At 38.2% G+C, this 21,600-nt stretch carries 36 protein-coding genes; 1 reads left to right on the forward strand and 35 read right to left on the reverse strand.

Going from position 1 to position 21,600, the window contains the following annotated elements; translation table 11 throughout:
* Positions 1 to 166: 166 nt before the first annotated feature.
* From rplQ to iscR, 35 genes are all read right to left on the reverse strand, one after another.
* Positions 167 to 553 (reverse strand): 50S ribosomal protein L17, encoded by a 387-nt coding sequence (gene rplQ / locus ACGH6S_RS03145; RefSeq protein WP_065589720.1) that lies wholly within the window; start codon positions 551 to 553, stop codon positions 167 to 169.
* A gap of 29 nt (positions 554 to 582) precedes the next feature.
* Positions 583 to 1,572: a DNA-directed RNA polymerase subunit alpha gene (locus ACGH6S_RS03150; protein WP_034911133.1), complete on the reverse strand. Its 990-nt coding sequence runs from the start codon at positions 1,570 to 1,572 to the stop codon at positions 583 to 585.
* Positions 1,573 to 1,597: 25 nt separating this feature from the next.
* Positions 1,598 to 2,218, reverse strand: a complete 621-nt coding sequence (rpsD, locus tag ACGH6S_RS03155; protein ID WP_034911134.1) for a 30S ribosomal protein S4 — start codon at positions 2,216 to 2,218, stop codon at positions 1,598 to 1,600.
* Positions 2,219 to 2,259: 41 nt separating this feature from the next.
* The gene (rpsK, locus tag ACGH6S_RS03160; protein ID WP_025314405.1) at positions 2,260 to 2,649 is read right to left on the reverse strand and encodes a 30S ribosomal protein S11; all 390 of its coding nucleotides are present in this window, start codon (positions 2,647 to 2,649) and stop codon (positions 2,260 to 2,262) included.
* A gap of 15 nt (positions 2,650 to 2,664) precedes the next feature.
* Complete coding sequence (gene rpsM / locus ACGH6S_RS03165; RefSeq protein WP_025314404.1) at positions 2,665 to 3,021, reverse strand: 30S ribosomal protein S13; 357 nt, start codon at positions 3,019 to 3,021, stop codon at positions 2,665 to 2,667.
* A gap of 169 nt (positions 3,022 to 3,190) precedes the next feature.
* The gene (rpmJ, locus tag ACGH6S_RS03170) at positions 3,191 to 3,304 is read right to left on the reverse strand and encodes a 50S ribosomal protein L36 (protein ID WP_025314403.1); all 114 of its coding nucleotides are present in this window, start codon (positions 3,302 to 3,304) and stop codon (positions 3,191 to 3,193) included.
* Between the two features lie 26 nt (positions 3,305 to 3,330).
* Positions 3,331 to 4,671 carry a preprotein translocase subunit SecY gene (gene secY, locus ACGH6S_RS03175; RefSeq protein ID WP_174799329.1) on the reverse strand — a complete coding sequence of 447 codons (1,341 nt, stop codon included), beginning with the start codon at positions 4,669 to 4,671 and terminating at the stop codon, positions 3,331 to 3,333.
* Positions 4,672 to 4,679: 8 nt separating this feature from the next.
* A complete protein-coding gene (gene rplO, locus ACGH6S_RS03180; protein ID WP_174799328.1) occupies positions 4,680 to 5,114 on the reverse strand; it encodes a 50S ribosomal protein L15 in 435 nt (144 codons plus the stop codon).
* Positions 5,115 to 5,119: 5 nt separating this feature from the next.
* Entirely contained in the window at positions 5,120 to 5,299 is a 180-nt protein-coding gene (gene rpmD, locus ACGH6S_RS03185) for a 50S ribosomal protein L30 (RefSeq protein WP_025314400.1), read from the reverse strand.
* A 6-nt stretch (positions 5,300 to 5,305) separates the two neighbouring features.
* A complete protein-coding gene (rpsE, locus tag ACGH6S_RS03190; protein WP_034911141.1) occupies positions 5,306 to 5,806 on the reverse strand; it encodes a 30S ribosomal protein S5 in 501 nt (166 codons plus the stop codon).
* A 14-nt stretch (positions 5,807 to 5,820) separates the two neighbouring features.
* Positions 5,821 to 6,174, reverse strand: a complete 354-nt coding sequence (gene rplR, locus ACGH6S_RS03195; protein WP_025314398.1) for a 50S ribosomal protein L18 — start codon at positions 6,172 to 6,174, stop codon at positions 5,821 to 5,823.
* Positions 6,175 to 6,183: 9 nt separating this feature from the next.
* Positions 6,184 to 6,717 carry a 50S ribosomal protein L6 gene (gene rplF, locus ACGH6S_RS03200; RefSeq protein ID WP_174799327.1) on the reverse strand — a complete coding sequence of 178 codons (534 nt, stop codon included), beginning with the start codon at positions 6,715 to 6,717 and terminating at the stop codon, positions 6,184 to 6,186.
* A gap of 11 nt (positions 6,718 to 6,728) precedes the next feature.
* Complete coding sequence (gene rpsH / locus ACGH6S_RS03205) at positions 6,729 to 7,121, reverse strand: 30S ribosomal protein S8 (protein ID WP_034911147.1); 393 nt, start codon at positions 7,119 to 7,121, stop codon at positions 6,729 to 6,731.
* 17 nt (positions 7,122 to 7,138) lie between these two features.
* A complete protein-coding gene (gene rpsN / locus ACGH6S_RS03210; RefSeq protein WP_025314395.1) occupies positions 7,139 to 7,444 on the reverse strand; it encodes a 30S ribosomal protein S14 in 306 nt (101 codons plus the stop codon).
* An 11-nt stretch (positions 7,445 to 7,455) separates the two neighbouring features.
* On the reverse strand, positions 7,456 to 7,995 hold the full coding sequence (gene rplE / locus ACGH6S_RS03215) for a 50S ribosomal protein L5 (protein WP_025314394.1): 540 nt from the start codon (positions 7,993 to 7,995) through the stop codon (positions 7,456 to 7,458).
* 17 nt (positions 7,996 to 8,012) lie between these two features.
* Positions 8,013 to 8,327 carry a 50S ribosomal protein L24 gene (gene rplX / locus ACGH6S_RS03220; RefSeq protein ID WP_065561017.1) on the reverse strand — a complete coding sequence of 105 codons (315 nt, stop codon included), beginning with the start codon at positions 8,325 to 8,327 and terminating at the stop codon, positions 8,013 to 8,015.
* A 10-nt stretch (positions 8,328 to 8,337) separates the two neighbouring features.
* Positions 8,338 to 8,709, reverse strand: a complete 372-nt coding sequence (rplN, locus tag ACGH6S_RS03225; protein ID WP_025314392.1) for a 50S ribosomal protein L14 — start codon at positions 8,707 to 8,709, stop codon at positions 8,338 to 8,340.
* Positions 8,710 to 8,905: 196 nt separating this feature from the next.
* The gene (rpsQ, locus tag ACGH6S_RS03230; protein WP_034911151.1) at positions 8,906 to 9,166 is read right to left on the reverse strand and encodes a 30S ribosomal protein S17; all 261 of its coding nucleotides are present in this window, start codon (positions 9,164 to 9,166) and stop codon (positions 8,906 to 8,908) included.
* Between the two features lies 1 nt (position 9,167).
* Positions 9,168 to 9,359, reverse strand: a complete 192-nt coding sequence (rpmC, locus tag ACGH6S_RS03235; protein WP_034902373.1) for a 50S ribosomal protein L29 — start codon at positions 9,357 to 9,359, stop codon at positions 9,168 to 9,170.
* The gene (gene rplP, locus ACGH6S_RS03240; protein WP_034911153.1) at positions 9,360 to 9,770 is read right to left on the reverse strand and encodes a 50S ribosomal protein L16; all 411 of its coding nucleotides are present in this window, start codon (positions 9,768 to 9,770) and stop codon (positions 9,360 to 9,362) included.
* Positions 9,771 to 9,782: 12 nt separating this feature from the next.
* The gene (rpsC, locus tag ACGH6S_RS03245) at positions 9,783 to 10,520 is read right to left on the reverse strand and encodes a 30S ribosomal protein S3 (protein ID WP_065561018.1); all 738 of its coding nucleotides are present in this window, start codon (positions 10,518 to 10,520) and stop codon (positions 9,783 to 9,785) included.
* 14 nt (positions 10,521 to 10,534) lie between these two features.
* Entirely contained in the window at positions 10,535 to 10,867 is a 333-nt protein-coding gene (gene rplV, locus ACGH6S_RS03250; RefSeq protein WP_034947997.1) for a 50S ribosomal protein L22, read from the reverse strand.
* Between the two features lie 13 nt (positions 10,868 to 10,880).
* The gene (gene rpsS / locus ACGH6S_RS03255) at positions 10,881 to 11,159 is read right to left on the reverse strand and encodes a 30S ribosomal protein S19 (protein ID WP_024496505.1); all 279 of its coding nucleotides are present in this window, start codon (positions 11,157 to 11,159) and stop codon (positions 10,881 to 10,883) included.
* Positions 11,160 to 11,178: 19 nt separating this feature from the next.
* Positions 11,179 to 12,003, reverse strand: a complete 825-nt coding sequence (gene rplB, locus ACGH6S_RS03260) for a 50S ribosomal protein L2 (protein WP_034911158.1) — start codon at positions 12,001 to 12,003, stop codon at positions 11,179 to 11,181.
* 18 nt (positions 12,004 to 12,021) lie between these two features.
* Positions 12,022 to 12,324: a 50S ribosomal protein L23 gene (gene rplW, locus ACGH6S_RS03265; protein WP_034885052.1), complete on the reverse strand. Its 303-nt coding sequence runs from the start codon at positions 12,322 to 12,324 to the stop codon at positions 12,022 to 12,024.
* Complete coding sequence (rplD, locus tag ACGH6S_RS03270; protein WP_034911160.1) at positions 12,321 to 12,923, reverse strand: 50S ribosomal protein L4; 603 nt, start codon at positions 12,921 to 12,923, stop codon at positions 12,321 to 12,323. The genes rplW and rplD overlap by 4 nt, the downstream gene beginning before the upstream one ends.
* Positions 12,924 to 12,939: 16 nt before the next feature.
* Entirely contained in the window at positions 12,940 to 13,566 is a 627-nt protein-coding gene (gene rplC / locus ACGH6S_RS03275) for a 50S ribosomal protein L3 (protein WP_034911162.1), read from the reverse strand.
* 31 nt (positions 13,567 to 13,597) lie between these two features.
* Positions 13,598 to 13,909: a 30S ribosomal protein S10 gene (rpsJ, locus tag ACGH6S_RS03280; protein ID WP_006120582.1), complete on the reverse strand. Its 312-nt coding sequence runs from the start codon at positions 13,907 to 13,909 to the stop codon at positions 13,598 to 13,600.
* 367 nt (positions 13,910 to 14,276) lie between these two features.
* Entirely contained in the window at positions 14,277 to 14,615 is a 339-nt protein-coding gene (fdx, locus tag ACGH6S_RS03285) for an ISC system 2Fe-2S type ferredoxin (RefSeq protein ID WP_174799325.1), read from the reverse strand.
* Positions 14,616 to 14,629: 14 nt separating this feature from the next.
* Positions 14,630 to 16,489 carry a Fe-S protein assembly chaperone HscA gene (gene hscA, locus ACGH6S_RS03290; protein ID WP_296318061.1) on the reverse strand — a complete coding sequence of 620 codons (1,860 nt, stop codon included), beginning with the start codon at positions 16,487 to 16,489 and terminating at the stop codon, positions 14,630 to 14,632.
* Positions 16,490 to 16,525: 36 nt separating this feature from the next.
* On the reverse strand, positions 16,526 to 17,044 hold the full coding sequence (gene hscB / locus ACGH6S_RS03295; RefSeq protein WP_296318062.1) for a Fe-S protein assembly co-chaperone HscB: 519 nt from the start codon (positions 17,042 to 17,044) through the stop codon (positions 16,526 to 16,528).
* A 15-nt stretch (positions 17,045 to 17,059) separates the two neighbouring features.
* Complete coding sequence (gene iscA / locus ACGH6S_RS03300) at positions 17,060 to 17,383, reverse strand: iron-sulfur cluster assembly protein IscA (protein ID WP_065561024.1); 324 nt, start codon at positions 17,381 to 17,383, stop codon at positions 17,060 to 17,062.
* The gene (gene iscU, locus ACGH6S_RS03305) at positions 17,383 to 17,769 is read right to left on the reverse strand and encodes a Fe-S cluster assembly scaffold IscU (protein ID WP_034911174.1); all 387 of its coding nucleotides are present in this window, start codon (positions 17,767 to 17,769) and stop codon (positions 17,383 to 17,385) included. The genes iscA and iscU overlap by 1 nt, the downstream gene beginning before the upstream one ends.
* A 15-nt stretch (positions 17,770 to 17,784) precedes the next feature.
* The gene (locus tag ACGH6S_RS03310) at positions 17,785 to 18,999 is read right to left on the reverse strand and encodes an IscS subfamily cysteine desulfurase (protein ID WP_065561025.1); all 1,215 of its coding nucleotides are present in this window, start codon (positions 18,997 to 18,999) and stop codon (positions 17,785 to 17,787) included.
* 38 nt (positions 19,000 to 19,037) lie between these two features.
* Positions 19,038 to 19,493 carry a Fe-S cluster assembly transcriptional regulator IscR gene (iscR, locus tag ACGH6S_RS03315; RefSeq protein ID WP_065589729.1) on the reverse strand — a complete coding sequence of 152 codons (456 nt, stop codon included), beginning with the start codon at positions 19,491 to 19,493 and terminating at the stop codon, positions 19,038 to 19,040.
* Positions 19,494 to 19,655: 162 nt separating this feature from the next.
* On the opposite strand from iscR, the gene sltY reads away from it, so the two are divergent.
* Complete coding sequence (gene sltY, locus ACGH6S_RS03320) at positions 19,656 to 21,593, forward strand: murein transglycosylase (RefSeq protein ID WP_411578322.1); 1,938 nt, start codon at positions 19,656 to 19,658, stop codon at positions 21,591 to 21,593.
* Positions 21,594 to 21,600: the final 7 nt, after the last annotated feature.

The following is a 21,600-nucleotide window of genomic DNA, read 5'->3' on the forward strand; positions in this document are numbered from 1 at the left end:
ATGAGGTAAATAACTGTTGTTAACAATTATTTATTTAATAATTTTGTCTTGATCTCTTTTAGTTTTTAACTAATTTTAACTAAAGTTAGTAATTTGAGTTTTCAAATATAGTAAACATAAATAAAAAACCGGCATATAGCCGGTTTTAATACACAATGATTTATTATTATTCAGCTGATGCTGCTTCTTCTACTGCAGGACGATCAACTAATTCAATATAAGCCATTGGAGCATTATCTCCATCACGGAAACCACATTTTAAAATACGTACATAACCGCCAGGACGGGTAGCAAAACGTGGACCTAAATCTGAAAATAATTTTTTAACTGTATCTTTATCACGGATACGAGCAAAAGCCAGACGGCGATTAGCTACGCTATCGCTTTTGGCTAGCGTAATTAACGGTTCAACAACACGACGCAACTCTTTTGCTTTAGGCAATGTAGTTTTGATGATTTCATGTTCAACAAGTGAACTTGTCATGTTACGAAACATTGCTTGACGATGGCTGCTATTTCGGTTCAGTTGACGACCACTTTTACGATGGCGCATAACTTTATCCTTCTTATATAAATTTTATCTTAGTCTTCAACAATACTTGCTGGTGGCCAATTCTCAAGACGCATGCCTAAAGATAAACCACGAGATGCGAGCACGTCCTTAATTTCAGTAAGTGATTTCTTACCAAGATTAGGGGTTTTAAGTAACTCAACTTCGGTACGTTGTACTAAATCACCAATATAATGAACTGCTTCTGCCTTTAAGCAATTAGCAGACCGAACAGTTAATTCCAAATCATCTACTGGACGTAAAAGGATTGGATCAAATTCCGGTTTATCTTCTTTAACTTCTGGTTGACGTACATCTCGTAAATCAACGAAAGCTTCAAGTTGTTCAGCCAAAATAGTTGATGCACGACGAATAGATTCTTCTGGATCGATAGTACCATTAGTTTCCATATCGATAACAAGTTTATCTAAATCCGTACGTTGTTCCACACGAGCAGCATCAACAGAATATGCAATGCGCTCTACAGGGCTATAACATGCGTCAACTAACAGACGACCGATTGGTCGTTCTTCATCTTCTGACTTAACGCGAGCAGAAGCAGGGACATAACCACGTCCTCGTTGTACACGAATACGCATACTAATTGAAGCATTGGCATCAGTAAGATGACAAATCACTAAATCAGGATTAACAATTTCAACATCACCATCATGAGTGATATCAGATGCTGTTACTGCACCTATGCCCGATTTGTTTAAAGTCAGCATAACATCATCTTTCGTATGTACACGTACTGCTAATTTTTTTAAATTAAGCAGAATATCAAGTACATCTTCTTGAACGCCTTCTTTAGTACTGTACTCATGCAGAACACCGTCAATTTCAACTTCGGTTACTGCATATCCCGGCATAGATGATAATAAAATGCGGCGTAGTGCATTACCTAAAGTATGGCCAAAACCACGTTCTAGTGGCTCTAAAGTCACTTTAGCATGTGTTTGGCTGTATTGAACAACATCAACTAGGTGAGGTTTTAAAAACTCTGTTACAGAACCCTGCATTATGTCCTCTCTTAAGTGCTAAACTTTACTTAGAGTAAAGTTCGACGATCAAATGTTCGTTGATATCAGCAGATAAATCTGAACGTTCTGGTAAGCGTTTAAATACACCTTCCATTTTGCTAGCATCAACTTCTAACCATGTTGGTTTTTCACGTTGTTCAGCTAGCTCTAAAGCGGCTTTAATACGTGCTTGTTTTTTTGATTTTTCGCGAACACTAATCACATCTTCAGGTGAAACTTGATAAGATGCAATATTCACAACACGACCATTAACAAGAACAGCTTTATGACTAACTAATTGACGAGCTTCAGCACGAGTTGCACCAAATCCCATGCGATAAACAACGTTATCTAAGCGACGTTCTAAAAGACCAAGTAGGTTTTCACCGGTATTGCCTTTAATTCGAGCTGCGCTTTTGTAGTAATTACGGAATTGACGTTCTAAAATTCCATAAATACGTCTAACTTTTTGCTTTTCACGTAACTGAACACCATAATCTGATAAACGCGGTTTACGCGCACCATGTTGTCCAGGAGCTTGTTCTAATTTACATTTACTATCAATCGCTCGGACACCAGATTTAAGGAATAAATCTGTACCTTCACGACGACTTAATTTGAGTTTTGGTCCCAAATATCTTGCCATTTTATTTCTCCAATAATCCTAAACATTCAATGTTTAAAAAATTAAACACGACGTTTCTTTGGTGGACGACAACCGTTATGAGGAATCGGAGTAACATCAGTAATGTTAGTGATGCGATAACCCGCTGCATTTAATGCACGAATTGTTGACTCACGACCAGGACCAGGTCCTTTTACCATAACTTCCAGATTCTTAATTCCGTAATCTTTGACAGCTTCAGCACAACGTTCTGCGGCCACTTGAGCTGCAAAAGGAGTTGATTTACGAGAGCCACGGAAACCAGAACCACCAGCGGTTGCCCAACCTAACGCATTACCTTGACGATCGGTAATAGTTACGATTGTATTGTTGAATGATGCATGAATATGAGCTATACCATCAGAAACTTGCTTTTTTACACGTTTACGTGTACGAACAGGTGTCTTTGCCATTTAATTATACCTCAATTATTTCTTGATTGGCTTACGCGGTCCCTTACGGGTACGAGCGTTAGTCTTTGTGCGTTGACCGCGAACAGGAAGTCCACGACGGTGACGCATGCCACGATAACAACCAAGGTCTAATAAACGCTTGATACTCATAGTTACTTCTCGGCGTAAATCACCTTCAACAGTGAATTTAGCGACTTGTTCACGTAACTTTTCAATCTGATCTTCAGATAGTTCTCTGATCTTAACATGTTCAGGAATACCAGCTTCAGCACAAATTGTCTTAGCTCGAGTATTTCCAATACCATAAATTGCTTGTAAAGCAATTACAGCATGTTGTTGATCAGGAATGTTAATGCCTGCTATACGGGCCACTATGCACTCCTTTATTGTTAATGTTTAGCAAATTCACCATACTGAAAAGCCCGTTTTCAGGATACTCAAACAGTGAATTTACAAATAAATCTAGGCTGGCTATTCTAGCCAGCTTTACTATACTTTGGCAAGAAAAATATGCAAAAGCTCAACTTTCCAGTTAAATAAATTAACCTTGACGTTGTTTGTGTTTACCTTCAACGCAAATAACACGAACGATGCCATTACGTTTAATGATTTTACAATTTCTGCATAATTTCTTGACTGAAGCACGAACTTTCATTTTTTTCTCCGTAACTTCTGGCTAACTTATCGGCCATAGCCTTTAAGATTCGCTTTCTTTAACACTGACTCATAACGATTTGGCATCATTAAAGTCTGTACTTGTGCCATAAAATCCATGATTACAACAACAACAATTAATAACGATGTCCCACCAAATTGAACTGGAACCTTCATTGCGCTTGTCATAAACATTGGAACCAAACATACAAAAGTAATGTAGATTGCGCCAATTAGCGTTAAACGAGTCATTACCTTGTCAATATACTTAGATGTTTGTTCACCTGGACGGATACCTGGAATAAATGCACCAGATTTTTTTAGCTGATCTGCTGTTTCTCTTGGGTTAAAAACCAATGCTGTATAGAAGAAACAAAAGAAGATAATCGCCGCAGCAAAAAAGATTATGTATAACGGTTGATCATGATTGAAGTATTGACCGATAAGTACAATAAAATATCTCCATCCTTCACCATCTCCTTGGAACCAAGAAGCCATCATTGATGGTAACATAGCAATTGTCGAGGCAAATATCGCTGGAATAACTCCTGCCATATTAATCTTTAATGGTAAGTGTGTACTTTGTGCTGCGTAAACACGACGACCTTGTTGTCGTTGCGCATAGTTAACAACAATTCGTCGCTGACCACGTTCAACAAATACAACAAAATAAGTTACACCAACCACTAATGCAGCAACAACCAATAATAAAATCGGATGCAATGAACCAGAGCGAGCTTGTTCAAGTGTTTCATAAATAGCATGAGGAAGACTTGCCACAATACCAGCAAAGATAATGATAGAAATACCATTACCTACACCTCGTTCGGTGATTTGTTCGCCCAACCACATAAGAAACATAGTGCCAGTAACTAAGCTAACCGATGCGATAAAATAGAAAGAAAATCCTGGATTAATTACAACATGTTCATAACCAGGAATATTTGGTAAACCAGTTGAAATACCAATAGCCTGTACTATTGCTAAAGCAAGTGTGCCATAACGAGTGTACTGACTAATTTTTTTACGACCTGATTCACCTTCTTTCTTCAATTCTGCTAACTTAGGGCTAATTGCCGTTAATAACTGCACGATAATTGATGCGGAAATATAAGGCATTATCCCTAATGCAAAAATTGAAGCACGGCTTAAAGCACCACCAGAGAACATATTGAACATACCAACAATACCGTTTGACGATGCTATTGTTAATAAGTCCGATAACGCTTTTGTATCAATACCAGGAACCGGAATATAAGAACCAAGACGAAAAACAATAAGCGCTAAAAGCACAAACATCAAGCGTCTTTTAAGCTCACCACTACCGCCCCGTGTACTTTGAAAATCTAATCCTGGTTGCTTTGCCATCTTTCTAATTATTCCTCAATTTTTCCGCCAGCAGCTTCAATTGCAGCTTTAGCACCTTTAGTTACTCGAATACCGCGAATAGTTACTGGTTTGGTTACTTCTCCAGATAACATGATTTTTGCATATTCGATATGTGAATTAATCACATTTGCAACTTTTAAGCTATTTAGGTCAACAATATCGCCTTCGACTTTCATCAAATCTGAAAGACGAACTTGAGCTGTAACTTGAGCTTTACGTGAGGTAAAACCAAATTTTGGTAAACGACGATATAAAGGCATTTGACCACCTTCAAAGCCGCGACGAACGCCACCACCTGAACGAGATTTTTGACCTTTAATACCACGAGTACCAGTTTTACCTAATCCTGAACCGATTCCTCGACCCAGACGTTTTGGTGCATGCTTTGAACCTTCAGCAGGAGATAAAGTATTTAAACGCATTACTATTACTCCTCCACTTTAACCATGTAATAAACTTGGTTTACCATACCACGAATTGCAGGAGTATCCTCGCGCTCAACAGTATGACCAATACGACGTAATCCTAGACCTACTAATGTCGCTTTATGCTTAGGCAGACGACCTATAGAACTACGAGTTTGTGTAATTTTAATTGTTTTTGCCATGGTTAATTACCCCAAAATTTCTTCGACGGTTTTACCACGTTTAGCAGCAACCATTTCTGGTGATTTCATACTTTCTAAGCCATCAATAGTTGCACGAACCACATTAATTGGGTTAGTAGAACCATATGCTTTAGCTAGAACGTTACGAACTCCAGCAACTTCTAAAACTGCACGCATCGCACCACCGGCGATAATACCAGTACCTTCTGATGCTGGTTGCATATAAACACGAGAGCCTGTGTGAGCACCTTTAACAGGATGCTGTAAAGTATCGTTATTTAAAGCAACATTAATCATATTGCGACGTGCTTTTTCCATTGCTTTTTGGATTGCTGCTGGCACTTCACGTGCTTTACCATATCCAAAACCTACGCGGCCATTACCGTCACCAACAACTGTTAGTGCAGAAAAACTAAAAATACGACCACCTTTTACAGTTTTAGAAACTCGGTTAACTGCGATTAGTTTTTCCTGCAGTTCACCAGCTTGTTTTTCGATGTTTGACATCTTTAACTCCTACCTTAGAACTGTAGGCCAGCTTCGCGAGCAGCATCTGCTAGCGCCTGAACTCGACCATGATATTGGAAACCTGAACGATCAAATGAAACTTCTTTGATATCTTTTGCTAACGCACGTTCAGCAATTGCTTTACCAACTGCAGCTGCAGCGTCTTTGTTTCCTGTGTATTTTAAACTTTCACTGATAGCTTTTTCTAATGTAGAAGCGGCTGCCAGTACTTCTGATCCGTTTGGTGCGATAATCTGCGCATAAATATGACGCGGAGTGCGGTGAACTACCAAGCGAGTTGCAAGTAGTTCATGCATCTTGCGACGCGCTTTAGTTGCACGACGGATACGAGCTGATTTCTTATCCATAGTGTTACCTTACTTTTTCTTAGCTTCTTTAGTACGCACAACTTCATCTGCGTAACGAACACCTTTACCTTTATAAGGTTCAGGACGACGATAAGCACGGATATCAGCAGCTACTTGCCCGATTAACTGTTTATCAGTACTTTTTAATACGATTTCAGTTTGAGATGGACACTCAGCTGTTACACCTGCAGGTAATTGATGTTCAATTGGATGTGAATATCCAAGAGATAAACTAATTGTATTACCTTTCACTTGTGCACGATAACCGACACCAACTAGCTGAAGTTTTTTAGTAAAACCTTCAGTAACACCAATAACCATTGAATTAATCAAAGCACGCGCAGTTCCAGCTTGAGCCCAAGCATCTGCAAAACCAACACGAGGAGCAAATTTAATTTGTCCTTCTTCTTGATTAATCACAACAGCATTATTTATTGTGCGAGATAATTCGCCATTTTTACCTTTAATCGTAATTACCTGACCATTGAGTTTTACCTCTACGCCAGCAGGAACAACGACAGGTGCTTTTGCAACACGAGACATTCTTTTCTCCCTTACGCTACGTAGCAGATAATTTCACCACCAAGACCTGCTTGGCGTGCTGCACGATCAGTCATAACACCTTTAGAAGTAGAAACAACTGCGATACCTAATCCTGCCATAACTTTCGGCAATTCATCTTTACGTTTATAAATACGTAAACCTGGACGGCTAACACGTTTGATACTTTCTACAACAGCTTTACCTTGGAAATATTTTAAAGTAATTTCCAGTTCCGGCTTAGTGTCACCAACAACTTTAAAGTCCCCAATATAACCTTCTTCTTTTAGCACATTGGCAATTGCCACTTTTAGCTTAGAGGAAGGCATGGTGACTGCAACTTTATTCGCAGATTGACCATTACGAATACGGGTCAACATATCTGCTATAGGATCTTGCATGCTCATCTATAACACTCCCCTGATTACCAACTTGCCTTTTTAAGACCAGGAATCTCACCACGCATGGCTGACTCACGAACCTTAATACGGCTTAAACCAAACTTACGAAGGACGCCATGAGGACGACCAGTTTGACGACAACGACGACGTTGACGTGATGGACTAGAATCACGAGGAAGCGTTTGCAATTTAAGCACTGCATTCCAACGATCTTCATCTGATGCATTAAGATCAGAGATAATCGCTTTTAATTCTTGACGCTTTGCAAAATATTTTTCTGCTAGCTTTACGCGTTTCTTATCGCGTTCAATCATTGATTGTTTAGCCATTATGCCCTACCTTACTTACGAAATGGGAAGTTAAAGGCAGATAATAAAGCTCGGCCTTCTTCATCTGATTGTGCAGTAGTGGTGATAGTAATATCTAAACCACGAACACGATCAACTTTGTCATAATCGATTTCAGGGAAAACGATTTGCTCACGAACACCCATGCTATAGTTGCCACGACCATCAAAAGATTTTGCGCTTAAACCGCGAAAATCTCGAGTACGAGGAAGGGCAATATAAACTAGACGCTCAAAAAATTCCCACATACGTTCGCCACGTAAAGTGACTTTACAACCAATAGGATACCCTTGACGGATTTTAAAACCAGCAACTGATTTGCGTGCTTTAGTGACTAGTGGTTTTTGACCACTGATTGCAGCTAAATCTGCAACAGCATTATCTAATAATTTCTTATCAGTAATTGCTTCACCCACACCCATATTCAAGGTGATCTTTTCGATCCGAGGGACTTGCATGACAGATTTGTAGCCAAACTGTTCTTGCAGTTTATTTACTACCTGTGCTTTGTAGTAATCATGCAGTTTCGCCATCGTACACTCCAAATTACTTAATTGATTAATTCATTAGTAGACTTATAAAAACGGACTTTTTTACCGTCTTCAATACGAAAGCCTACGCGATCTGCTTTGCCTGTAGCTGGATTAAAAATTGCCACATTAGAAACATTGATAGCTGCTTCTTTTTCAACAATTCCACCTTCTTGATTTAATGCAGGTACTGGTTTTTGATGTTTTTTCACCAAATTGATACCTTCAACAATCACTTTGCCTGTAGACAAAACACTCTTAACTTTACCGCGTTTACCTTTATCTTTGCCAGTTAACACGATAACTTCATCTTCTCGACGGATTTTCGCTGCCATTACCCGCTCCTTACAGTACTTCTGGTGCTAATGAAATGATCTTCATAAACTTCTCAGAGCGAAGTTCACGAGTGACCGGTCCAAAAATACGCGTACCAATCGGTTGCTCACTGTTATTATTTAAAATAACACAAGCATTGCGATCGAAACGAATGACAGATCCATCAGGGCGACGAACACCTTTTCTAGTGCGCACAACAACAGCTTTAAGTACATCACCTTTTTTAACTTTACCACGCGGAATTGCTTCTTTAATGGTAACTTTGATGATATCGCCTACTGCTGCATAACGACGGTGCGATCCACCGAGAACCTTGATACACATTACGCTACGTGCGCCAGAGTTATCGGCAACATCTAGCCTAGTCTGTTCTTGGATCATTTTAATGCTCCGTATAAATTAATTATTGTCTAATCTACCTTCATCCACCTCAACTACCATGGATAAGAATAGACAACCAAAAACCCACTTACGTGAGGATGCATAGTATAACACCACTCAAATAAAATGGATAGCATAAAATAAACGGCCGTTCAGCCGTTTATTATATTATGTACAGTTTTCAATCAAAAAAAGATTAAATAACTGCTTTTTCAACGATTCGAACAAGAGTCCAAGATTTGGTTTTTGATAATGGACGACACTCTTTAATCTCTACAGTATCACCAATACCACACTCGTTGTTTTCATCATGTACATGCAATTTAGTCGTACGTTTAATGAACTTACCATATAACGGATGCTTCACTTTACGTTCAATAGCTACAGTAATAGATTTATCCATTTTGTCGCTAATAACACGACCTTGCTGAGTACGAATTTTTACTTCAGTAGTCATATTACGCACCCGCCTTTTCAGTTAATAATGTTTTAACACGTGCAATATTACGACGCACTTGTTTTAACATATGAGTCTGTGTTAACTGACCTCCAGCTAATTGCATACGTAAGTTAAATTGCTCACGTAATAAATTAAGAAGTTCAGTATTTAACTCTTCAACGCTTTTTTCGCGTAGCTCTTTTGCTTTCATTTACATCACCGTCTTAATCACAAAGGTGGTTTTAATTGGCAGTTTTGCAGCTGCCAACGCAAATGCTTCACGAGCAACTTCTTCCGGTACACCGTCCATTTCATAAAGGACTTTACCTGGTTGAATCTGAGCAACCCAGTATTCAACGTTACCCTTACCTTTACCCATACGCACTGCAAGTGGTTTTTCGGTAATTGGTTTATCAGGGAAAACTCGAATCCAGATTTTACCTTGACGCTTAACTGCACGAGTCATTGCACGACGTGCTGCTTCGATCTGGCGCGCAGTCAAACGACCACGACCTACAGCCTTAAGACCGAATGTACCGAAACTAACGTCAGTACTTACAGCAAGACCACGATTGCGGCCCTTGTGCACTTTACGGAATTTTGTACGCTTTGGTTGTAACATCAGCGACGCTCCTTATTGTTTTCGGCCTTTTCGCTGCTTTTTCGGTTGAGCAGCAGGTTGTTTTTCTGCTTGTTCAACGGCAGCCATACCACCAAGGATCTCACCTTTGAAGATCCACACTTTAACACCAATAATACCATAGGTAGTTAATGCTTCAGATAAACCATAGTCAATATCAGCTCGTAATGTATGTAAAGGTACACGACCTTCACGATACCATTCGCTACGAGCAATTTCAGCACCGCCTAAACGACCACTTACTTCGACTTTGATACCTTTAGCACCCGCCTTCATTGCATTTTGAACCGCACGTTTCATAGCACGACGGAACATAACACGGCGTTCTAACTGAGAAGTAATGCTATCAGCAACTAATTTAGCATCAAGTTCTGGTTTACGAACTTCAGCAATATTAATTTGTACTGCAACATCACGTTTTTCTCTTTTGTCTTTATATTTATTGACAATAGAAGCTACGGCATTACGTAATTTTTCAACGTCCTCGCCTTTTTTACCAATCACGATACCCGGACGAGCAGTGTGAATAGTAATACGAACGTTAGTTTCTGCTGAACGGTCGATCACAATCTTAGAGATTGACGCTTGAGATAATTCTTTATTTAAGAATTCACGCACTCTAAAATCACTTTCTAAATTATCAGCGAATGTCTTTGTACCCGAATACCATGTAGATGTCCAAGGCTTGACAATGCCTAATCGGATACCATTTGGATTTACTTTTTGACCCATTGCTATTCTCCAGCCTAGCGATCTGAAACGATCACGGTGATGTGACTCGTACGCTTCAAAATTCGATCTGCACGACCTTTCGCACGAGGCATAATACGCTTCATGGTTGGGCCTTCATCTACGAAAATCTTCGCAACTTTTAGATCATCAATATCAGCACCATCGTTATGCTCTGCGTTAGCAATAGCAGACTCTAATACTTTTTTAACAAGTACAGCCGCTTTTTTATTGGTGTACGTTAAAATATCTAGTGCCTGAGACACATTCTTACCGCGAACAAGATCTGCAACTAAGCGAACCTTTTGTGCAGAAGAACGAGCGTGGCGGTACTTTGCAATTGTTTCCATCTCTTTCTCCTACTTATTTCTTCTTAGCTTTCTTATCAGCCGCATGGCCGCGATAAGTACGAGTCGGCGCGAATTCACCCAATTTATGACCAACCATTTCGTCGGAAACATAAACTGGAACGTGCTGACGACCATTATGGACAGCGATGGTCAAACCGATCATGTTAGGAAAGATCGTTGAACGACGGGACCAAGTACGAATTGGTTTCTTGTCCCCGCTTTCCACCGCTTTCTCTACCTTCTTCAGCAAGTGTAGGTCAATAAAAGGACCCTTCTTGAGAGAACGTGGCATAGCTAATCCTCTATATTAATTATTTCTTATTGCGACGGCGAACAATATACTTATCAGTACGTTTGTTGCTACGCGTTTTCAATCCTTTGGCTTTTTGACCCCATGGAGACACAGGATGTTTACCAAAGTTACGACCTTCACCACCACCATGTGGGTGGTCTACCGGGTTCATTGCTGTACCACGAACAGTAGGACGAACACCACGCCAACGCGTTGCACCCGCTTTACCTAATACACGAAGCATATGCTCTGAATTACCAACTTCACCAATAGTGGCACGACAATCAGATAATACTTTACGCATTTCACCTGAACGTAGACGTAATGTTACATAAGCACCATCACGCGCAACGATTTGAACATAACTACCAGCAGAGCGAGCAATTTGTCCGCCTTTACCTGGTTTCATTTCAATATTATGCACAGTAGAACCGACTGGGATATTGCGCATTGGTAAACAGTTACCTGTTTTAATTGCTGCATCAACACCAGATTGGATCTGATCACCTGCTTTTAAGCCTTTAGGCGCTAAAATATAACGGCGTTCACCGTCTTTATATAAAACCAATGCAATATTTGCACTACGGTTTGGATCATATTCCAAACGTTCAACAACTGCTGGAATACCATCTTTATTACGCTTAAAGTCAACAATACGATAATGTTGTTTATGACCACCACCAATGTGACGGGTAGTGATACGACCATTATTATTGCGACCACCAGTTTTGCTTTTTGAATCAAGCAACGGTGCATAAGGTTTACCTTTATGCAACTCTGGGTTAACCACTTTAACAACGTGGCGACGACCCGGAGATGTAGGTTTACACTTAACAACTGCCATTGTTCTTACTCCTCCGAATTACTCAGCGACGCCAGCAAGGTCTAAATTTTGACCTTCTGCTAAAGTAACGTAAGCTTTTTTCCAGTCGCTACGGCGACCGATTTGTTGACCACGACGTTTAACTTTACCTTTAACAACAAGTGTATTAACGTCATCTACTTTAACTTCAAATAGTTGTTCAACTGCGGCTTTAATCTCTCTCTTAGTAGCATCTTTAGCAACTTTCAATACTAATGTATTTGTTTTTTCCATTGAAATAGATGCTTTTTCAGAAACATGTGGTGCTCGCAGGACTTTAAGCAGACGCTCTTCACGAATCATGCTAACATCTCCTCTACTTGTTTAACGGCATCAACTGTGATAACCACTTTGTCAAATGCAATCAAACTAACTGGATCAATACCTGCCACATCACGCACATCAACTTTATGTAAGTTACGTGCTGCTAAGAAAAGATTTTCATCAACTTCAGAAGCGATAATAAGAACATCATTAAGATTCATATCGTTTAATTTCTGAGTTAATAATTTAGTCTTAGGTGCTTCAACAGTAAATGTTTCAACCACAACTAAACGTTCTTGACGCACTAATTCAGAGAAAATACTCTTTAATGCACCACGATACATTTTACGGTTAACTTTTTGGCTATGATCTTGTGGTTTTGCTGCAAATGTTACACCACCACTGCGCCAGATTGGGCTCTTAATTGAACCTGAACGAGCACGACCGGTACCTTTTTGACGCCATGGTTTTTTACCTGAACCAGCGATTTCTGCACGAGTTTTTTGTGCGCGAGAACCTTGACGAGCAGCAGATGCATAAGCAACAACTACTTGATGAACTAACGCTTCATTAAACTCACGTCCGAAGGTAGTTTCGGAAACAGAAAGCGCTTTCGCGTCTTTTACTACTAATTCCATCTCTATCTCCTCGACGTTAAGCCTTGATTGCCGGTTTAACAATTACGTCACTATTGATTGCGCCAGGAACTGCACCTTTAATTAATAAAAGATTACGTTCAGCATCAACACGTACAATATCTAAGTTTTGAACAGTTACACGTTCATTACCTAGGTGACCTGCCATTTTACGACCTTTAAACACTTTACCCGGAGTTTGGTTTTGACCAATAGAACCATGACCACGGTGTGCCAAAGAGTTACCATGAGTAGCATCTTGAGTACGGAAATTCCAACGTTTAGTAACGCCAGCAAAACCTTTACCTTTAGATGTTCCAGTAACATCAACTTTCTTAACGTCAGCGAAGATATCAACGTTAATACTTTGACCTACAGAAAATTCGCCTTCTTCAAAACGGAATTCCCATAGACCACGACCAGCTTCAACGCCAGCCTTAGCGAAATGACCTGCTTCAGGTTTGTTTACGCGGCTTGCTTTTTTGCTGCCAGTAGTAACCTGAATAGCTTGATAACCATCATTCTCAAGTGTTTTAACTTGAGTAATGCGGTTGCTTTGAACTTCAACTACGGTGACAGGAATAGAAACACCATCTTCAGTGAAGATACGCGTCATTCCTACTTTACGACCGATTAAACCAATCATTATTTCGACCTCTCAATCATTCAGCTTAGGATTAACCTAAACTGATCTGCACATCAACACCGGCAGCAAGGTCTAGACGCATTAAAGCATCAACTGTTTTTTCAGTTGGCTCAACAATATCAACTAGACGCTTATGAGTGCGAATCTCGTACTGATCACGCGCATCTTTATTTACGTGTGGAGAAATCAATACAGTGAAACGCTCTTTGCGTGTCGGTAATGGAATAGGACCACGAACTTGCGCACCTGTGCGCTTCGCAGTTTCTACAATTTCAGCAGTTGATTGATCAATCAAACGATGATCAAACGCTTTTAACCGGATACGGATTCTTTGGTTCGACATGAGACCAGAGCTCCATTATTTAAAAGTTATAACAAAAGACTACTCCTCTTTCCCTGTTTCGATTGACAGGAGAGTGTAATCCGTTCTTTTTCGTAACCCCCAAATCGGGAGTATTGTTGATATAATTAGCTATTTTTTATATAACAATTATATCTTTTTCTCATTTGCTTACATAAAGGCAATAAACAAAGTGAGCCGATTATACTCTGTTAGTTAACTAACGGCAAGGAATAAATACAGATATTTGGGTTTAAAGATGGGAAGCTTTTTCTGGTTATTAATTTACAATTACCAAATTTCAATCAAATAACCAGATTTAATGTTATTTTTATATTAACCCATAATGGATAATCATTATGATAACTTCCTAATGATCTTCTTTGGCATGATTAAGGCTATATCTTGGGATTTCGACCTCTAAATCTTCATTCGTGACACGAGCTTGACAGCTTAAACGACTATGCAGTTCAACTCCCCAGGCTTTATCTAACATATCATCTTCTTGCTCATCGCTTACTTCAAGCGAATCAAATCCCTTACGCACAATACAGTGGCATGTTGAACAAGCACATGACATTTCACAAGCATGCTCGATTTCAATATCATTGCGCAATGCCACTTCTAAAATGGATTCGCCTTCTTGGGCATCAACAGTTTTTCCATCTGGACAAAGCTCCGCATTCGGTAAAAAAGTAATTTTTGGCATAATAATCTCGTTAGTTAAATATCATCAACGTTATGGCCAGTTAACGCATGTCGAATTGACCTATCCATTCGCTTAGCTGCAAAATTTTGTGTTACTTTATCAACAATTTTAATTTGTTTTTCAATTGCATAACTGTCATTTGACTCACTTACAGCTTGTAATTGATGCTTAGCAATTAAAATATGGTTTAGTTCACTTTCATCTAATAAGTCAGCATCTTTATCTAAAGCACTTTGCAAGCTTTCAAGCACTCTAGCTGCCTCAACTTTTTGTTCAGCAAGTATTCGAATCTGTTTATCTTGCTGTGCGTAACTGATTGAATCTTGAATCATATCGGCAATTTCATTATCAGTCAGTCCATATGAAGGTTTTACTTGGATAGCAGCTTCAATACCCGTTGATTTTTCCATTGCTGTTACACTTAATAAACCATCAGCATCAACTTGGAAAGTCACCCTAATGTGCGCACCACCAGCAGGCATTGCTGGAATACCTTGCAGAGTAAAACGAGCCAAAGATCGACAATCAGCAACACTTTCACGTTCTCCTTGTAAAACATGAACCATCATCGCGGTTTGACCATCTTTAAAAGTTGTAAACTCTTGAGCTCTTGCACACGGAATTGTACTATTACGTGGAATAATTTTTTCGACCAATTCACCCATGATCTCAATGCCTAACGACAATGGGATCACATCAAGCAATAACATATCTGAATCGGGTTTATTGCCAACCAAAATATCGGCCTGAATAGCTGCACCAATAGCAACTACTTTATCAGGATCGATAGATATCAAGGGATTAGTTTTAAAATAATTCCCTACTAATTCTCGCACTAATGGCACACGAGTAGAGCCGCCAACCATAACAACTTCAACTACTTCATCCACATTAATCTCGGCATCTTTCAATGCACGGCGACAAACAGCTAAAGTGCGTTTAACCAATGGCTCAATTAATTGTTGAAATTGCTGGCGAGTAATAGTCAAAGATTGATTATCCAGAGAAAATACAGCTAAATCTTGCTCACTTAATAAAATCTTTATTTCGGTAGCTTGGCTACTGATTTTTTGATTAATATAAGGATCTATATTATTAGTTAATCCTAATTTCTCTTTTATATAGTCAGCAAGTAGCCGATCAAAATCATCACCACCAAGAGCTGAGTCACCGCTAGTTGCTAGAACCTCAAAAACACCTTTATTTAAGCGTAAAATAGAAATATCAAAAGTACCGCCACCTAAATCATAAACAGCGATTATACCTTCCTTCCCTGAATCTAAACCGTACGCAATCGCAGCGGCTGTAGGTTCATTAAGTAGGCGCAATACATGCAAACCAGCTAATTTGGCAGCATCTTTTGTTGCTTGCCGTTGTGCATCATCAAAATAAGCTGGCACAGTAATAACCACACCATCAATTTCACCTTGTAAACTCTCTTTTGCTCGCTCAGCTAACGCTGTCAAAATTTCTGATGAAACTTGTATTGGATTTACTTGCTCATTAGGCAAATTTAATAAAGGAACACCATTTTCAGTTTGTGAAAAAGTATAAGGAAATTGTGATAAATCTATATCAGATAAACTTCGCCCCATTAATCTCTTAATAGAGCTAACTGTATTTTGCGGATCATTCACAGCATTATCTTTGGCATTTTTTCCAATCGTGATAACAAAGTTATCATCATGATCGATGCCATAATGCACAACGGATGGCAATAGCGGATTACCTTCTAAATCAGGCAATACCTCTGCTTGTCCACTTCGTACCGTTGCTACTAATGAATTAGTTGTACCAAGATCAATTCCTACAGCAAGGCGGCGCTGATGTGGTAGTGGAGTTTGTCCTGGTTCGCTGATCTGTAATAATACCATTTAATCTATCTCTATCGATATGTTACTTATCTTAAATTATAAATCAAATTGCTTTTCTTGTAACTTTTCGATTTGTTCAATCAATCTGGCAAGATAGCGAATTTTATAGATCTGATTAAGTGCTTTTGACCAATCTTGATTAGTAATAAATTGTAATAATTCGTTATAAACTATCTTTTGACAAGCAACAATCTCAGCATAAAAATCATCTAATAATTCAAAATTATCTTTACGTTCGATATCATCAAGTCTTTCACGTAAAAAAAATTGCTCCATTAAAAAATCAGTATCATGAATAATACTTTGTTCAGTTGCTACGTCAAAACCTTGTAGAGATAAAAAATACTCAGCGGCTTTAATTGGATTTTTTAACGTATGATAACCATCATTAATGATTGCTGACTTTTGAACAATTGCCACTTTATCAATATCGTTTCCAACAGCAAAATTATCTGGATGATATTGCTTTTGCAATTGCTGATAATGAGTTGTTAGTTGAGCGACATCCACCGGCAATTGAGCTGGCAAACTAAATAGCTCGAAGTAATTAACCATAATTATTGTGCCCGATTACACATTAAAGCTTTCGCCACAGCCACATTCGTGCTTCGTATTAGGATTATTAAACTTGAAACCTTCATTTAATCCTTCTTTAACAAAATCAAGTTCAGTACCATCAATATAAACTAAGCTTTTTTTATCCACGATAACTTTGACATGTTTATCTTCAAAGACACTATCATCATCATTAATCACATCGGCAAACTCTAAAACATAAGCCATACCAGAACAACCAGATGTTTTAACACCTAATCGTAACCCAACACCCTTTCCACGATTAGCCAAAAAAGCTTGAACACGATCAGCTGCGCTATTAGTCAATGTGATTGCCATTAACGTTGTCCTTTTTTGGTTTTGTAGTCATCAATAGCAGCTTTAATTGCATCTTCCGCTAGAATTGAACAGTGAATTTTAACCGGAGGTAAAGCAAGTTCTTTAGCAATATCCGTATTTTTGATAGCTTCTGCTTCGTCTAATGATTTACCTTTTATCCATTCTGTAACCAAAGAACTTGATGCAATTGCACTACCACAACCATAAGTTTTAAACTTAGCATCTTCAATAATACCGTTGTCATTCACTTTGATTTGTAGACGCATCACATCACCACACGCTGGTGCGCCAACCATACCACTACCAACATTAGGATCATTTTGATCAAACGAACCAACGTTACGTGGGTTTTCATAATGATCAACAACTTTTTCACTATATGCCATAATTTACTCCCAATTTTAATGTGCTGACCATTTAATCTTTGTTAAATCAACGCCATCTTTAAACATTTCCCAAAGAGGCGATAAATCCCTTAATTTCCCAATAGATTCTCTGATTAATTTAATGACATAATCAATTTCTTCTTCTGTGGTAAAACGACCAATAGAAAATCGAATTGAACTATGAGCCAGCTCATCATTAAGCCCTAATGCTCGTAATACATAAGACGGCTCTAAACTCGCAGATGTGCATGCAGAACCAGAGGAAACAGCTAAATCTTTTAAAGCCATCATCAACGATTCGCCTTCAATGTAAGCAAAACTCACATTTAAGATATTTGGCACACTGTGCTCCAAAGAACCATTTAAATAAACCTCTTCAATGTCTTTTAAACCATCCCATAAACGATTTTTTAAAGCCAATAAACGAGGCATTTCAGTAACCATCTCTTGTTTAGCTATATGATACGCTTCACCCATGCCCACAATTTGATGCACAGGTAAAGTACCAGAGCGCATGCCTCGTTCATGACCACCGCCATGTATTTGAGCTTCAATACGAACACGCGGTTTACGCCTTACATAAAGCCCACCAATACCTTTTGGTCCATAAATTTTATGACCAGAAAATGACATTAAATCAACTTTTAAGTTAGCTACATCAATTGGTAATTTACCAACAGACTGGGTTGCATCAACATGAAAAACAATACCTCTTTCACGGCACATCTCACCAATTTTTTCGATGTCTTGTATTACACCCGTTTCATTGTTGACATGCATAATTGATACAACGGTTGTATCACTACGCATAGCCGTTGCAAGTTTATCAAGATCAAGGATCCCATCGGATTCTGGCGTTAAATAAGTTACTTCATAACCTTCTCGCTCAAGTTGGCGACAAGTATCAAGCACAGCCTTGTGCTCAGTTTTACAAGTAATAATGTGCTTACCTTTGGCTTGATTAAAATGAGCGGCACCTTTAATTGCTAAATTATCAGCTTCAGTTGCCCCTGACGTAAAGACAATTTCGCGTGAATCAGCACCAATAAGATCGGCAATTTGATTACGGGCAATATCAACGGCTTCTTCAGCTTGCCAGCCAAATTTATGGGAACGAGATGCTGGATTACCAAATATACCGTCTGGCGTTAAATACTGCATCATTTTTTCAGCAACTCTAGGATCTACAGGCGTTGTCGCTGCATAATCCATATAAATAGGTAGTTTCATTAATTACTCCCAATGAAAAATTCTGTATTCTATTTTTATTAATTAATTTGAACGTGTTGTATATTACTTTGTCGGCTAGCAACAGCTTTAACTTCTTTATTATTGACCAATTCACTCAATGTAATGCTAGTTAAAAAGTCCTCAATTCGTTCACTTAAATCATTCCACAGTGTATGGGTTAAACATCTAACACCGCCTTGACATCCATCTTGCCCGTGACATTTTGTCGCATGCACTGTTTCATCGACAGCTTTAACAATTGAACTAATAGCAATTTGATCCATAGAACGACTCAGTATATAACCGCCACCAGGGCCTCTAACACTGCGCACCAAACCATTTTTTCGTAATCGAGCAAACAATTGTTCAAGATAAGAAAGTGAAATTTCTTGACGTTCTGAAATATCAGCTAGTGATACCGGTCCTGAATCTGCATGTAAAGCAACATCAAGCATTGCTGTCACCGCGTATCGCCCTTTTGATGTCAGTTTCATTGAGCATTCCTTTATATGTGTGTATGCATATTGTATATATCCTTTCGATTTAGTCAAGTATTTAGTTGAGTGTTTTAGTAGGAATTAAACCGCAGTTCATTATCGACGAATCATAGCTTAATATGCTAATCTAATAAACTAAATTAACATAGGAGTTAAAGGATGAAATTAGTATTACGTTATTTTTTGATAATTAACCTATTGTTCACAGGTAACATTTATGCAGATAGTTATCAAAAAGGTCGAGAAAATTATCAAAAATGGCTTAACTCCTATCAATCACTTAACTTTGAAGAACAGCAAACATTACTCTCTACCATAAAAGATTATCCATTGTATCCTTATGCTGCTGTACAGTTTTTTCAGAGTAATATTAAAATCGTTTCACCACAAATGGTAAGCGATTTTATTAATCAATATAATAATTTTCCGCTAACAGCTTCATTAACACAATCTTATTTAAGCGAATTAAGCAATCGTCAAGATTGGAATTCAATCGTTTCGTTCCCAAAAGATAACTCCATACTCTCTAACTGTCGTTATCAATATGCATTACTACAACAAGGAAATAACGAGGTTGCTTTTAGCTCTGTTGAATCTCTTTGGATGACAGGCAAAGAACTTCCTTCTGCATGCGATCCATTACTTGACGCTTGGGCTCAAGCAGGTAAACGGACAGCTAATTTAATACTATTACGTATCGAACTTGCTATTGATGCAAATAATTTAAAATTAGCCAAACACCTAGCTAATTTACTTGATGACAACTACAAAACAACAAAAATCAATTTACTAGCTGTTCTTAATAATCCTAAAAAATTAGAAGATTTTTCAAAAAATATTAAAGCTAGCTCTTTCACTAAAAAAGTTGTCTTATCATCATTCCCTCGCTTAGTAAAAGCTGATATGAATTTAGCTGCAGCATTATTACCAAAATTAGTTAAACAGCAAACTTTAAGTAAAGCAGAGCAGGTAGCATTACAAAAGAGTTTAGCTAACAGCTACTTTAAAAATTCTGCAACAGATGAACAAATTAAATGGCGTGATAGCTATATTGAAAAATACCACGATACAACATTAGTTGAAAAACGTATCCGCCTTGCTATCGATAACTATAACTTCACAGACATCGCTTATTGGATAGCACAACTATCACCAGAAGATCAATTAAAAGAAGACTGGCAATATTGGCAAGCTAGAGTTTTATTAAATAATAATAAAAAAAGTGAAGCTAACAAAATTTTGCAAACACTCACAACCAAACGTGGGTTTTATGGCATGATAAGTGCACAAACTCTTAATCAACCTTATTCGATCAATAACCAATCACCAAAGATTACACCATCAGAAATATCAACCTTAAAAAGCAAATACGACAATCAACCCTATGTAAAAAGAATTAACGAATTACGTTATTTAGGAATGCTTTCAGAATCAAGCTACGAATGGCGATATATGTTAAATAATCAAAAAAATAAGAATGAATATTTAGCATTATCTCAATATGCTTTACAAAAAGGGTGGGGGGATCTTAGTATTCAAGCAACCATTGCAGGCAAACTCTGGAATAACTGGACAGAGCGTTTGCCTATTATGTACAAAGATTTATATAACAATGAATTAAAAGATAAAGCTATTGGTTTATCTTATGCTTTAGCTATTTCTCGCCAAGAAAGTGCACTTGATACTACTGTCAAATCACCTGTCGGCGCCAGTGGATTAATGCAACTAATGCCAGCTACAGCAAAAGAGACAGCTAAAAAAGTTAATTCATTAACTTATATTTCATCAGCACAATTGTTTGATCCTCAAACAAATATACAGTTAGGCACTACCTATTTAAACACTGCTTATCTACAAAATGATAAAAATCGTATATTATCTTCAGCCGCTTATAATGCTGGTCCAAATAATGTTAAGCGCTGGCTAAAAAAGAGTAACGGAAAACTTGATGCAGTAGCATTTATCGATAGTATACCGTTTACTGAAACACGTAATTACGTCAAAAACGTATTGGTATATGATTATATTTATCAAGTAATCTTAGGGCAAAAAAATGTCAATTTTCTTAGCTCAAATGAATTTAATAAACAATATTAATGGTGAT

Origin of the sequence: Gilliamella sp. BG3 (genome assembly GCF_046635605.1) — a bacterium.
In the GTDB taxonomy this organism is placed as follows: Bacteria; Pseudomonadota; Gammaproteobacteria; order Enterobacterales; family Orbaceae; genus Gilliamella; species Gilliamella bombi.